Consider the following 13,724-nt stretch of genomic DNA (forward strand, 5'->3'; position numbering starts at 1 on the left):
TTGTCCCGGCGCCGGGTCGGCCAGCACCTCATCTATGATCCAGGCGGCCTGTCGGCGGATCCCCGCCATCTCAGCGTCCCGCTCCGATCCAGAAACTTGCTCTGCAGAGTCAGCACCATCGGGGCGACCCGGAATGGACGGCGGCTCCATTGACATTGGTTATTCCTTTGTTTCGGATTACGGCTGAGCCCGGAATCCGCATACCGCCGCCCGCTCCGCTCTGCCAGGCTTCCCGGGCAAGGCGAGCGGACGCCTGTGATGACACAGTACAACGGGACCGACGTGTCTGTCCCTAGCGTCGGGGAGCCTGGTCCCAATGCTCTGCACCGGGCACGGGTGCGGCAATACCACCCCTCCGATAGCACCACGCCAAACCCGGGACTCATGGCTCGTCTCCGCCGCCGACCGTCTCTCGTTTCTCAACGGCTCCAGTGACGACGTTTCAGCCAACAAGCGCGTGCCGATTACAACATCGGCACGGTATTCCTGCGTTCGTCATTCCTGCGATCGTCCAAAACGTTGTCGGGGACGGCCAACTGCCGTAGTGCCGAGACCGTGCCAAGTGTCAGCTTTGCGGGGTCTTTCTGAGGCGCGGCAAAAGTGTCGCGGTCAATCGCGGGCTCAGCTGAATCGGTAACCGTTGTGCTCTAGGCAAAACGAGTGATGGGGTCTATATATCATCACGTCAGTTCAGTGCGTTGCCGGCCCTCCTGCACAGGCGCTAGCAGCTGAAATTCGCCCGCATCCGGGCGTTCCGAATCCGACTGACAGCCCGCGGTTGCCGGAGCATAACGACGACAACAAGCAGTACCAACCATAGGAGGTCAAGATGCCAGGTTTAGTTCGTAAAAGCCTCGATTCACCCGAGGAGACACGCCCCTTCGAAGGTGGCACGGGCCAACTTCAACTCGTCAACATGGAACAGGGCGGCGTGGGCCGTGCCACCTTCCTGCCCGGATGGCGCTGGTCCGAGCACGTAAAACCGATCGCCAAGACGGAGAGCTGTCAGGCCGCGCACATGGGGTATTTCATCTCCGGTCGCATGAAGGTCGTCATGAACGACGGCGAAGAAATGGAGTATGGGCCGGGTGACTTCGCCATCATGGCCCCCGGGCACGACGCCTGGGTCTTGGGAGAGGAACCCTGTGTCGTGATCGACTGGCAGGGATTCGCCGACTACGCCAAACCCTGACCCCAGGGACCCCGCGCGCCAGGGATCCGAAGTCCGCCGCCAGGGCCACGGGCTTCCCACCACCCCGGCGGCAACATCGGTAATCCCCACGCTCCCCGACCCAGGCATTGGGGGCCCTGGACAACGCGGGGGATCCCTGCCGCCGTGCCGCGGCGGGGATGGTTAGGGCGCGATGATAATCCCTCCAGCCTTCGCCTCGGTGACAACGCCGCGCCAGTTCCGCCTCAGCAGGCGGTTCCCGCCGGAAAGCTGCGCCGGTTCCCAGCGAGGCTGGACAGCAATCCGGCCCCTCGCGCCCTTGCCATAAACCCCTCGTCCTACAAACCGGCCCTCCAACACGACAACTCGATCCCACTCCCCGGCGCACAAATCACCATCCAAGTGGCTGAATCCCTGGATGGTGATTCACCGCGGTCAATGGCCTCCTCTCCACGCCGGATGGCAGTGCCTGTTTGGTCACCCATCGAACGGCAGAGACTGTACTGCGTCAAAGAAGGAATCCTTGAGCCGACAGGATGGGAAGATAGACACTGCGACCCGATCTGTCGACCAGGTAGAAGTTTCATTCCGTGACTCGCACATTCGAAAACCAGCAGCCACCAGCTGGGCCATTTCCGTCGCCGGGTTCGTGACCGGGCGGCTGTCCTCCCCGGACGAGTTCGGCGTCAGCATCCGGCAGCGGCTCGGGCTGTGCGGGTTTGTTGCCGGTGAGCGGGCCGTGCCGGAGCATGAGTCGCCCCACCTGACCAGCGCAAGTCCGTAAAAAGGCGCGGGGCCGAGAAGTTGAGAAACTAAACACCCCTCCGGTCTTTGGCCAGGTGCGTGTCTTATAACTCACCTGTCGCGAATTCCAAGGCTACAAGACAGCGAAACCGCCAAATTGAGCTGTGAAAAAGCCGCCATTCTGGACTAACAGTCACAGACGTAAGGAATGTCGAGGAACTCGCGGTTCGACACGCCCCTCCAAAGTCTCAGAATGCCGTCCAACAACAGATAGTCTCACAACGGCAAATTGCTCGGCATTAAGAGAATACGAGGACGTCCATGGCTGTAATCGGGTACGCGAGGGTTTCCACCGCGGAACAGAACCTTGATCTGCAGCTCAATGCACTCCATGCGGCCGGCGCAGCCCGGACCTTTGCCGACAAAGGCGTCAGTGGATCCGCAGCCGAACGCCCTCAGCTGTCCAAAGCCCTGGACAGGCTGGAGACCGGCGACGTACTCACCGTATGGAAGCTCGACCGTTTGGGACGCAACACCCGGCATGTCTTGGACCTTATCGAGAACATGCGATCACGGGGAGCAGGGTTCCGTTCCCTGACCGAGGGTCTGGACACGACCGGGCCCATGGGCACCGCGATGCTTACGATTGTTGCCGCATTCGCGCAGCTGGAGCGCGACACGATGATCGAACGCACCAAAGCCGGCCTCGCTGCGGCCGCGGCCAACAACCGCCACGGCGGAAGACCCCGCAAAGTAGATGACGCTGCCGCTGCCCGGGCCAAGGAACTCAAAGGCAAAGGAATCAGTGCCTCCGACATCGGCAAGATGCTCGGAGTCTCCCGCGCTACTGTCTACCGATATCTTCTCTAGGCAGTGCTCCTAGCGTTGAGAGACGACCTGGAGCGTAGCGCTTAGGGCACGTTCTGTGTTTCGTCAAGTTTAAGTAGGCCGTTTCAGCGCTAAGAATTAGGCCACGTCGGCTCTTTTCTGGTCCATTTCAGCGGTTGGCTATTTCATGAGGGCATTTTTGACCCGGTAGGACTCGCCGCGGAACTGCAGAAGCCGCCCGTGGTGGACCAATCTGTCAATGACGGCGGCGGCCATGTTGTCGTCTCCGAACACGGTGCCCCAGCGGGAAAACTCCAAATTTGTTGTGATGATCAGGCTTCGTTTTTCATACCCGTCCGCGATCACTTGGAAGAGTAGCCTGGCCCCTTCGGCGTCGATCGGGAGGTAGCCCAGCTCGTCGATGGCCAGGAGCCGGTTCTTGGCCAGGGAGGCCAGTTCCTTGTCGAGGCGGTCTTCGTCCTTGGCGCGGCGCAGCATCATGACCAGGGCGGAGGTGGTGAAGAACCTGGCGGGGATGCCCTGCCGGCAGGCGGCGGCCACCAGGGCGGTGGCCATGTGAGTTTTGCCGGTGCCCACGTCGCCGTAGAGGACCAGGTCCTGGGCCCGGTTGATGAAATCCAGGGATTCGAGAGGTCCGCGGCCGTAGTCCTCCGGGAACCTGACACTGCTGTAGTCGAACCCGGTGAGTGTTTTCATGGCCGGCAACCTTGCGGCCTTCAACAGCCGCTGGCGCCGTGACTCCTGCCGGGATTCGTGCTCGGCGACCAGCACCCCGTGCAGGTATTCACGTTGCTTCGGGGTGCCCTTCTCGGCCCAATCGGTCAACACGCTGCCGGTCAGCGAGGCGTGCTTGCCCGCCTCAAGGAGGTCCTGGACGGTGATCGTGCTCATGCTATTTCTCCTGTGGTGGTGTTCAGGGTGGTGAAGGTGTCATAGACGCTCAGGTCCACGTTCGTTGCCTCCGGTTCGGTGCCATCAGCCAGACGGCGGGCCAGCATGCCCAGCATGGCCATGTCCGGTGCATCCCCGCGCTGGATCAGGGTGTCGGCAGCGGCCACCGCGGCATCGAATCCCGCCACCGATGAGGCAGCATCCACCGAGTTGAGCAGCCGGCGCCGATCCGTGGCCGTGGCCCGGTCCAACCAGTCACGCACCGGGTCCGTCACCAGGGCCCGCAGCGGCGAATGGGACCACGCCCCGGGCTTCGTCACCAGCAACGGCACCAGGGAAGCAGGGTCAAAGACCGTCTCGGCCTGCTTGCCGAAGACGCGCGGGAACGTGCGGACAGGTTCGGAATGCTCATCAAGGATCTGCACCACGTCGTGTCCCAACCCCACCGTGAGCATTCGCCCGTGGAAAGCGGGCCCGGCGGCGTACGTGTTCCCGTCAATGAGCAGGTTCCCGGTCTTGTCGGCCTTGCGCGATTCGTAGCGCACGGCATCGAAACCGATCCCCGGCAGGTCTATGGACGCCGCAACGTCCTGGGCGAACAGCTCACCCAGGGGCAGGCCCTTGCGGTAGTGCACGGTGGTGGCCAACGCGTCGCAGCGCGCCATGAGGTCCTTGTTCAGCCCCTCCAGGGTGGCGGCCTCCGGCTCGGGGACCATGAAGTTCCGGCGCAGGAACCCCACCGCGTTCTCCACGTTGCCCTTCTCATGGCCCGAGTACGGATTGCAATAGCGTGACTCGGACCTGTAGTGGAGTTTGAAGGCGCCAAACAGCTTCGTCTCGGTCACCCGGGTTCCCACCCGATTTCCGATGCCCGTGGCATTATCAAAGACCATGTGCCGCGGCGCAGCCCGAATGTGCTCAAACACCCTCCGCAGCCCGTGGGCCACGCATTCGGCGGTCTCGCCCCGATACGCCTGCACGAAGCGCATGTTCGAGAACGGGAAGGTCACCACCAGGATATGCAGGACCTGCCGGATCCCGGCAACGATGGCCTCGGCCTGACCGAAGTCGACCTGCACGGTGCCGGCAGGCCAGACCAGTTCGGTAAACCCCTCACCGGGCTGCCGGTGGGCGGCCAACCATTTCTTCACGTACCGCTGGACCGGTGAATAGGTGGCGGTAAAACCATGCTCGTCAACGAGCCGGTCGAAGATCCGCTTCGCCGTATGCCGCTGCTTGCGGTTCCGGCGCTGATCCTCGATGAGCCACCGCTCAATGATGTGCTCGAACCCGGTCAGCACCGAGGCCCCCGGCCTGGCCAGCGGTGCCCGCGGCGCCGGGGAGAAGTCCTCCTGCTCGGCGTACTTGGCCGCCGAGGTCCGGCTCACTCCAAGCCTTCGGGCGATCTGACGCACCGGGACTCCCTGGGAGTCGAGTCTTCTGATATTTTCTTGAACGGACATGGGTACCGTCATCTCACTTTCCAGCCCTTCCGGCGCATACGCTTCGCAATGGCAGCACCGTAAGGAACCTATCTGGGGGTGGCGGGCCCATGTCCCCAACACTCTGGGAAAGGCCCCCGACCACCCGGGTGATCTCTAACTTCAGGCAAGCCCCCGAAACCTGATTCCGGGAAGAAAAAACTGGCCTAATTCTTACCGCTCTTTTGGCCTGAAACGAGCCACCAACATGGCTCAAATTCCTGGCTGAAACGGCCTACAGATAGTCGATCACACACACACGTTCACCGGACATTTTTGCAGGCAGTCCCTTCCGCGTGGTTCGTGAGGAACGTTGGGTTCGTTTGAGTAGTGTTTGGGCGTGAAGAATCTTGGATTTATCTCATGCGCATTGGCCGTTTTGCTTGTGGGGTGTAGTTCGCCCCCAGAGCAGTTGAGAGGCGCGGCGAAGGGCTGCATGGGTAGTCTTGACGCCCCCGGCCTTGCTCTACCTGACGATGGTAGTGGCAATATTGGTATAGCCGTTTGGTCCGGGGGCGCAACAGCAGATGATGCGGAATGTGTATTAACGCGGCTTGATGCACCATCACGTGTAGTGACGAAAGTCCGTGGCCTTATCCATGAGAACGGCACGGGATATACAGAATGGGATGACTTCAGAGTCGAAGTTTTATGGGGCCCCTTGGTCAAACTGAGTGAAGCTTCGAAGTAGGACCGGCTACCGGGCGCGAATAGTCACCGCTTTCGAGGGACGTTGGCACGAACGTCGGCGGTTTGAGCTTCATCTAACACCCACCGCTGTATTTGTTGCTTCGAGGACATGAACTGTCGACCAACGATGGCTCTATTAGCAGCCAGCAGAACAGTCCGATTGGAGCCGATGCATGGCCAAACTGAAGCACTTTACTGTCCTTGAACTCGTGGGCGAGGGTTTTAAGGGATTTCAAACCTTCCAGGACGTCCGGCAGCAGTACGCCCAGGATGATGGTGGAATCCCGAAATCGCCGGGGGTCTATGTAGTAATACGGGCGAACACCTCGGCCCCACAATTTCTGGCCAAGGGTTTCGGCGGAACCCACAAGGCCCGTAAAGCAGATTCGCCAATAAGTGAGCTTGAAGCCAACTGGGTCCCCGGGGCTTCGGTCTTATACTTCGGCAAGGCAAGTCAGCGTAATAACGGCGGAGGCTTGTGGGACCGGATCCACGAATACTCAGTCGCGGGCCAGGGACGAAGCCACGGCCACAGTGGCGGCAAATACATTTGGCAGTTGGCCGATGCTAGGGATCTGCTGGTGGCCTGGAAAGTTGTGCAAGGCGGAACGGAAAGAAAGCTTGAGGAGGCCATGATTCTGGCTTTCAAAGACAAGTACGGGAAGGTTCCCTTCGCTAACCGCACACCATAACCGAATGCGCCCGCCAGGGGAGCTCAAAGACACTGGAATCAGTGCCTCCGACATCGGCAAGATGCTCGGAGTCTCCCGCGCCACGGTCTACCGATACCTTACATAGGCGCCGCGGAGAGAGATCAGGCGATCCCACAACGTGACCGGATCGGCCCACTCAAGCCTTGTCAGTGGCCCAAAGCCGCCATCCGACCAGTGAAAAACGCCGTTCTCGAACGGGGGCTAATGCGTATTTCTCAGCCACGAGGCCGGCAGCCTCGTGAAAATCTTGGAGCCCCGCTGGCAGTCACACGCTCCTGCGCTCAATATTGTGGCGGTGGCGGTAGCCTTCATTTCCGGCCGCATATCCCGTGCCGGAAAGGAGACCTTGTCTTAGAATGAGCGCTGGTCGTTGTGGGTCGCAGGCCTAGAGGCGCGCAGTTTCCCTCCCGCCGTTGCGAATAGGGCTACACCGATGAGGTCGGGGAGAACCCAGAACTCCCGTGTCATGTAGATGGGAATGAGGGGGTTGAATAGCAGTGCTACACCGATGAAGGCGACCAGCCAGACCGTTCGTTTCTGTCCGCTGGCTATTGTGCACATCCAGATGGCCATCGAGGTGACGGCCCAACGCAGCACGACGTAAAACTCGTATGGCGCGCCGAGAAACCCCACCAATAGGAAGAATGCGCCGATAATAGCGGGGATCACTGCCGGGTATACGGTGATCAGCGGGACGTCGTCCAGTTGCTGCTCAGCGAAGCCACTGCCGCAGGATGACGCTCCCGAGTGTGAAGGTATGGACTGAATTTCACGGGCTCGGGCTGTGTGGAAGCTACCGTCGGCACGGCGGCACCACGGGCCAGCGTTGAAACGTTCTGATCCTCCCACGTCGCTGGCCGAGGTGGTTCAGTAGTGGGAGTAACTGAGTGGGGGCGCGCTTGTGCGACCGCCGGGTCCAAGAGGAATGTCCCTTCCGGGTCCGGAGCGCGGTTCAGGAGGGATTTGAGCAAGTCCTTGTAATTCCCGGTGAGGGGGGCGCGGGGCCCCTCGATCTGCTGAATATAGCGGACTGCATCAACCCACGAATGTTCGTCGTTGAGTTGCAGCTCGTGGCCAAGAGTAAGCTGGCGCGCCAGCGCCACAATCTTGGCGGACATCTCCGGCTCTGAAACGCCGACCCTACCTACATGCAGGGCTACCGTGGCCTCCGATGGCTGGAAGTACGGATTGGAACGACCTCCTCGAAGCATGAACGACATCGAGTCGATGTACAGCCAGACGACCCAGGGCTTCCCGAAAACCACCAGCGCAGGGCGCTCTACTCCATCGATTTTCCACAGCGAAATATCACATCCAACGCCCGGATGTCCCGCTCGAAACGAGGACAAGACGGCGATCAGCGAGCGGAGGTGGGAATCCGAGTTCGTCATAAGAGCTACCTTCTCGACAGCATTCTGAGCATCGTACATTGACCGGCTTTGGGAGTGTTCGCCGGCAGACGCACCCGTGTCCAAGGAACTGTAACAGCGACTCGGCACCCTGTCGGTGGTGAAACGGCCGATAAGGGGCGGCTGGTTTTCCAGACGGGCAGGCGGGTTCAAGCGATGGTTGCAACACCAGAATAATCGGAAGTTGCAACGCCCATGGAATCCGGCAAACACCCACCAGGTGCCCTGGTCCATCAGTCGCGAAGCACCTTCAAGACTTCGCTTGTTGTATTCGCCAAGGGGAAGGTTGCCGACCACTTTATCCAGCGGTCAATGGCGGCGGCGAGGCTGTCCCGCCGTGACGAGCCGATGCTGGGTTGGCTCTGAAGCATACGTTCCAGCAGTCAGCTTCGGGAGAATGGCCGTGGCTGCTGCGCAAGGCAGTCTCCCACCGCGATACATTCCGCCCGCTCCCCGCCGCGAATACCGAAGGTTTTTCTGTACGTTTCACATGAGACGTCTTGAGGAGAATAGTTGTGGAACGGAATCGGGTGGCGTGTCGTCCCTGGTCGAAAGACCAGCCCCTGGCGTCCCACTTCCTAGGAAGTGGGACGAACGGGAGTGCAGCATTTACGGGCTCGCAGATACGGGTGTAGGTCGGAGCCCACCGATACGATCTACCAATGACCGAAACCCAAGAGTTTGATAACCCTGGATCGAATTTCACCCAGGTGCTGGACGCTGCGGCGAAGCTGCCGGGCGTGAGGATCAATAGAGCCGCCTACCTCCGAACAGCACTCAAGCGCTACTGCACCGAGGAACAGATCAAGAGGGCAATCGCCGACAGTCCAGCGGCAGCGGGTATCCCACTCAAGGTCATCGCTGAGATCGCAAACACCTCTATCGCTTACGAGACGAGCAAGGTCACCGGCCTCTCAGCCCTCGCAGGTCTCCCCGGCGGCTGGGCAATGATCGGCACTGTCCCGGCCGACCTGGCGCAGTACATGGGCCACATGCTTCGAATTGCCCAGAAGCTTGCCTACATCTACAGCTGGCCTGATCTGTTCGCCGATAATGGCGAAGAAATCGATGAAGCAACCGAGAGCATGCTGACCCTGTTCGTGGGTGTGATGTTCGGCGTGCAGATCGCCCAAGGTGGAGTGGCAAAAGTCGCGAACATGATCGCCGCCAATGTGGTTAAGAAACTACCGCAGAAGGCACTCACTAAAGGGCTTATCTATCCGATCGTGAAAAACGTCGCCGGCCATCTCGGTAAAAACATGACCAAACAACTCTTCGCCAACGGGGTCGCGAAAGCTATCCCCGTCGTCGGTGCATTTCTCTCCGGAGGCCTCACCCTGGGCACCTTCCTTCACATGTCCAAGCGGCTGCAAAAGCACCTCGCCAGCCTGGAGCTGACCAAGCCAGGACACCGGACCGAAGAGGTCGAGATCATCGACGTCGAAGTCATCAATATGGAGGTTGTCGGGAACTAGAGGAAAAAGCCGAGCCGTCAGAGCTGACCCAGACCATGAGTCCAGCTGACGCGGGCAGCGCGGCTGGTCGCGACAAGGTTCTCCCTAAGCTGCGGTCTTCTGGTCTTCAGCCAGAGTCTTGTGAGTTTGGGTCTTTTCGGCAAATGAAGCGGGAATCGTGTGGCGCGGTTCCCGCTTCACGGGCACATCGTGCGCCCCGCACTCCTGTTGCTTTCGGCCTACAAGTTGAGCATGGGGCTCTGGCTGATTGCCAGACGTTCCTTGTCAGATAGCTCCTGAAACCAGCCTGGCTCCTCGGTTGACACTAGTGTGACCTTGTCCGTCAGTTCCCGTGTCAAGAATCCAAGGGCTTGGAAGATGGGCTTGGATGCTGCGCGCTCGGCAATTTGTTCCGCATACGCCTTTTCGCGCTCCTCGTTCCGGTACCGTCCCTCAGCTTGTGGGAGCATTTCGGCGGGCGTCCAGATGGGAAACGACGACGCGATATAGACCACTCCGCCGGGGGGAGGATCGAAAAATGACCTCACGTCCTGCGCTGTGCAAATGACAACCTGGTGCATCGCGCGGTCCCGCACATGCCGGAGGCCACGCAGCACGCTACCGTCCGTATCCTGGTTGCGTCGGCTCTTGTATCCTGGGCTGCCCTTCTCAAGCTGCTCGTCCAAGGCGCATATCCAGTGCAGCGCTTCCGTGGCAGCTACGGCACAGGACAGCAGGTGCTTGCGGCGGGCGGCGTCGAGTGTCCGCCAGGCGGCGCCGGTCAAACCTTGATGTGCTAGTGACATGGCCTCCGGGAGGTCCGCAATTCCCATATGGAAACCCTCTCACGTCGCGCTGTACGTCGAGGTGAATAGACAGCTTTAGGAGCGTCCAAGGGACGGCCAGGCGGCCAGGTGCTACGGCGGGGCAGCACCAACCGATCTGTCGCCGGAGGTGCGACTCACCACGGTCGGTTGAATATGGCAGTTTGGTTCAGGACCGGTGTGACGGCTTGAACCAGGACCACCCACGAGTCGATGGTTGCTGGCTAAAGCCGGGCCTCTGCAAACCGTGGCGCCATCGATTCCATTTGTTCCATGACCAGCTTGATTGCCTCGGGCTGCTTGTCCGGTGGATACCCGTTGATCACCAGAAGCCGTTTGATGGATGCGCGAAGTTTCGCCCGGACGTCGTCCCGAACCGTCCAGTCGGTGCGCACATCGCGTTGCATGACGCCAACGAGCTGCCGAGCGATCTCGGCCAGCTTCCCTTCGCCCTGGATCTTCACCGCGGCCTCGTTCTGGGCCACCGCGTCGTAAAACGCCAGCTCATCGGAGTTCAGTGGGGGAGCGAACTGGGCACCACGCTGCCCCTCGGCGGCCACTTCGCGGGCCAGCTCCACCAGCTCCGCTATCACTTCCGCGGACGTGAGCTGCTGGTTCGTGTATTTCTTCATCAGCTCACTGATCCGCTCGGAAAACGCCCGCTGGCGGATCACGTTGTTCCGTGTCGTCTTGGCGGACTCGTCGGCGATTAGCTTCCGCAGCGCCTCGATGGCCAGCTGCGGATTTCGGGCCTGCTGGGTCTTGGCGATGAATTCCGGCGTCAGGTCATCCAGCGACGGCTTGGGCATGCCCGCCGCCTCGTAGATATCCAGCACGTCACCGGACGAAGTTGCGGAGGCAATCAGCTCTCCCAGCAACCGCTGGATTTCCTCCGGCACTGGCTCGCCGCTGGCCTGCCGGTCGGCGGCGTCGTACTTTGCCATCCAAACGCGGATCTCCTCGTACACCTGAATCTCGGGCCGCAGCTCGGCCAGCGTCTCAGATCCTGAGCACAAAGCCCACGCCCGGGACAACTGGCTGGAGAACCTGCGGTACTTCGCGGCCCGCGACTCTTCGCCCTCCGCAGGCTGGTTGCCTGGCGTGCCAGGGCTCCGCAGGTAACTGACTGCACCGGTGACGGCGTTCAGGAACGCCTTCGGCCCGCCCTTCAGCAGCACGGCCTTCCAGTCGTACCCTGCAAGCAACTCCCGCAGGGAGTCCACCAGCGAAAGCGTCACGCCGACGACCTCATCTATGTTCCTACCCACTGGCTTGTTCTTCCGGTCGGACTGCGTGTACTCGCCCAGCGCCTTGGCAAGATTCTCCGCCAGCGGCGCGTACGCCACCAGCAGCCCATCCTCCTTACCGCGGAAGGTGCGGTTCACGCGCGCCAGGGTCTGCATCAGCAGCGCGCCTTTGAGCGGCCGGTCCAGGTACAGGGTGTGGAGCGGAGGGGAGTCGTAGCCGGTGAGCATCATGTCCTTGACGATTACCAGTTCCAGCTCGTCGTCCACATCCTTGAGTCGTTCCTTCACGGTCGCATTCAGGGAGTCGCGGCGGACGTGGTTGGAGACCGGCGGCACATCGGACGCGGTCCCGGAGTAGACCACCTTGATCTTGCCCTTAGCGAGGTCGTCGGAATGCCACTCGGGCCGCAGCTCCACGATCGCCGTGTACAGCTTTGCGCAGATTTCCCGCGTGCCGCCGACGATCATCGCCTTGCCCGGAGCCTCGATGAATTTGCCCATTCTGGCGCTGCGGTTCTCCCAGTGCGCCATCAGGTCCGCGGCCAACGCCGCGATCCGCTGCGGCGCACCGTACACGGCATTCACGACGGCGACGCTAGCCTCGATGCGTGCCCGCTCGGTGTCGTCCAGCCCCAGCGTGGCTTCGTCTGCGGCCTGGTCCAGAATCTCCTCTGTAAGGTCGGAGGCAAGCCCGACCTTGATCAGCCGCGGTTCGAAGTACACCGGCACCGTGGCGCCGTCCTCCACCGCCCGGGAGAGATCGTAGACGTCAATGTACTCACCAAACACGTCCTGGGTGTTGCGGTCATCGAAGGAAATCGGCGTGCCGGTGAACGCGATCAGCGTCGCGTGCGGCAGGGCGTCGCGGAGGTGTCGGGCGTAGCCGTCCAGGTCGTCGTAGTGGGAACGGTGGGCCTCGTCCACCACCACGATGATGTTGCGGCGGTCCGACAGCAGCGGGTGGTCGGCGCCGGCGTCCTTCTCGGACTTGCTGCGGCCGAACTTCTGCAGGGTGGTGAAGTAGATGCCGCCGGTGGTGCGGTTGCTCAGTTCCTCTCGGAGCTCGGAGCGTTTTTTGATCTGCTTTGGGGACTCTGCCAGCAGCAGGCTGCGGTCGAAGCCCTCGAACAGCTGGCCGTCGAGTTCGTTGCGGTCCGTGATGACCACAACGGTCGGGTTCTTCAGCTTCGGGTGCCGTGCCACCAAGTTGGCGTAGAGCTCCATTTCCATGGACTTGCCCGAACCCTGCGTGTGCCAGACAACCCCGGCCTTGCCGTTGCTTTCCACAGCCTGGACTGTGCTGCCCACCGCTTTGGTCACGGCAAAGTATTGGTGCGGCTTCGCGATGCGCTTGCTCAGACCGTCCGATCCTCCATCAAAGGCGGTGAAGTTGCGGATTAGCTGCAGGAACCGCTCTTGGTTGTAGAGACCCTGGAGCGTCGTCTCCAGCGCCGTCACGGCTTCGCCGTCTTCCATGTATCCCGGGGCCACCGGCTCGCCGTCGTCGTCGACGTTCCACGGTGAGAAGTGGTTGAGGGGAGTGAACGGTGTTCCGTACTTGGCCTGGATCCCGTCCGAGGCGAGCGTGAACACACAGAAGCGGAACGCCATGGGGAACTCTCGCAGGTAGGTCTGCAGCTGGGCGTGGGCGGAGGCGACGTCGGCCGTGGCGCTGCCGGCCTTCTTCAGCTCGATGACGCTGACGGGCATGCCGTTGCAGTAGAGAACGACGTCGAAGCGGCGCTTGTAATCGCCCTGCACGACGGTGACCTGGTTGACGGCGAGCCAGTCGTTCTGATCCGGGTCCGAGCTGAGCAGGTGAATAGTGGGGTTGGCCTCGTTGCCGTCCGAATCGATGTAGCTAAGACGGTAGCCGTCCACCAAGTAGTTGTGGATGCGGTGGTTTTCGGTGATGGCGTCGTTGGATTTGGGCGAGGCGATCTCGGCGACGGCCTGCTGCAGGTACTGGGCCGGCACCGTCGGGTTGAACCGCTGCAGGGCGGCCAGAAGCCGGGACCGGATAAGCAGCTCATCCCAGGATTCCCGTTCGCCGGTGCCCGGCGCGATATCCTGCCCGGAAACTGGCGTCCAGCCGAGCGGCTCTGCCAGAAGCTCAAGAGCCATCCCCTCCCAGTCGGCTTCCGAAAAGGCTACTGCGGGTGCTGCTGTCACGGTGGTTCCCCCTGGTTGAAAGAATGTAATTCTCAAACGTTGTGTGAGAGTCAGCTTCCGCTTTGGCAGCTGAAGTGTG

12 protein-coding genes are annotated in these 13,724 nt (G+C 61.2%); 6 read left to right on the plus strand and 6 right to left on the minus strand.

Annotation, left to right across the window (positions count from 1 at the left end; all coding sequences use genetic code 11):
- Positions 1-829 precede the first annotated feature (829 nt).
- The 3 genes from ASPU41_RS19925 to ASPU41_RS19935 all read left to right on the plus strand — a co-directional run bounded on the left by ASPU41_RS19925 (position 830) and on the right by ASPU41_RS19935 (position 2,785).
- Positions 830-1,192 (plus strand): cupin domain-containing protein, encoded by a 363-nt coding sequence (locus ASPU41_RS19925; protein WP_069952843.1) that lies wholly within the window; start codon positions 830-832, stop codon positions 1,190-1,192.
- A 502-nt stretch (positions 1,193-1,694) separates the two neighbouring features.
- Positions 1,695-1,955, plus strand: a complete 261-nt coding sequence (locus tag ASPU41_RS19930; RefSeq protein WP_069952844.1) for a hypothetical protein — start codon at positions 1,695-1,697, stop codon at positions 1,953-1,955.
- 281 nt (positions 1,956-2,236) lie between these two features.
- Positions 2,237-2,785 (plus strand): recombinase family protein, encoded by a 549-nt coding sequence (locus tag ASPU41_RS19935; protein ID WP_069952845.1) that lies wholly within the window; start codon positions 2,237-2,239, stop codon positions 2,783-2,785.
- Positions 2,786-2,923: 138 nt separating this feature from the next.
- On the opposite strand, the gene istB is transcribed toward ASPU41_RS19935, so the two are convergent.
- On the minus strand, positions 2,924-3,655 hold the full coding sequence (gene istB, locus ASPU41_RS19940; protein ID WP_197515653.1) for an IS21-like element helper ATPase IstB: 732 nt from the start codon (positions 3,653-3,655) through the stop codon (positions 2,924-2,926).
- Entirely contained in the window at positions 3,652-5,118 is a 1,467-nt protein-coding gene (gene istA / locus ASPU41_RS19945) for an IS21 family transposase (RefSeq protein WP_083266303.1), read from the minus strand. The genes istB and istA overlap by 4 nt, the downstream gene beginning before the upstream one ends.
- 881 nt (positions 5,119-5,999) lie before the next feature.
- On the opposite strand from istA, the gene ASPU41_RS19950 reads away from it, so the two are divergent.
- Positions 6,000-6,518 (plus strand): hypothetical protein, encoded by a 519-nt coding sequence (locus ASPU41_RS19950; RefSeq protein WP_069952846.1) that lies wholly within the window; start codon positions 6,000-6,002, stop codon positions 6,516-6,518.
- Between the two features lie 4 nt (positions 6,519-6,522).
- Positions 6,523-6,624 carry a helix-turn-helix domain-containing protein gene (locus ASPU41_RS22315; RefSeq protein ID WP_083266720.1) on the plus strand — a complete coding sequence of 34 codons (102 nt, stop codon included), beginning with the start codon at positions 6,523-6,525 and terminating at the stop codon, positions 6,622-6,624.
- A gap of 266 nt (positions 6,625-6,890) precedes the next feature.
- Here ASPU41_RS22315 and ASPU41_RS19955 read toward each other — a convergent pair whose 3' ends face one another.
- Positions 6,891-7,208, minus strand: coding sequence for a DUF6804 family protein (locus ASPU41_RS19955; RefSeq protein ID WP_069952847.1), 318 nt, complete (start codon positions 7,206-7,208; stop codon positions 6,891-6,893).
- Positions 7,209-7,225: 17 nt separating this feature from the next.
- Positions 7,226-7,930: a hypothetical protein gene (locus ASPU41_RS19960; protein ID WP_157357151.1), complete on the minus strand. Its 705-nt coding sequence runs from the start codon at positions 7,928-7,930 to the stop codon at positions 7,226-7,228.
- Positions 7,931-8,610: 680 nt separating this feature from the next.
- Here ASPU41_RS19960 and ASPU41_RS19965 point away from each other — a divergent pair.
- Positions 8,611-9,423 carry a hypothetical protein gene (locus ASPU41_RS19965; protein WP_069952849.1) on the plus strand — a complete coding sequence of 271 codons (813 nt, stop codon included), beginning with the start codon at positions 8,611-8,613 and terminating at the stop codon, positions 9,421-9,423.
- A gap of 218 nt (positions 9,424-9,641) precedes the next feature.
- Here the strand turns inward: ASPU41_RS19965 and ASPU41_RS19970 are convergent, their stop codons facing one another.
- The gene (locus tag ASPU41_RS19970) at positions 9,642-10,235 is read right to left on the minus strand and encodes a hypothetical protein (RefSeq protein ID WP_157357152.1); all 594 of its coding nucleotides are present in this window, start codon (positions 10,233-10,235) and stop codon (positions 9,642-9,644) included.
- A 215-nt stretch (positions 10,236-10,450) separates the two neighbouring features.
- Positions 10,451-13,645, minus strand: coding sequence for a type I restriction endonuclease subunit R (locus tag ASPU41_RS19975; protein ID WP_269450086.1), 3,195 nt, complete (start codon positions 13,643-13,645; stop codon positions 10,451-10,453).
- Positions 13,646-13,724: the final 79 nt, after the last annotated feature.

This window comes from Arthrobacter sp. U41 (assembly GCF_001750145.1).
Classification (GTDB): domain Bacteria; phylum Actinomycetota; class Actinomycetes; order Actinomycetales; family Micrococcaceae; genus Arthrobacter.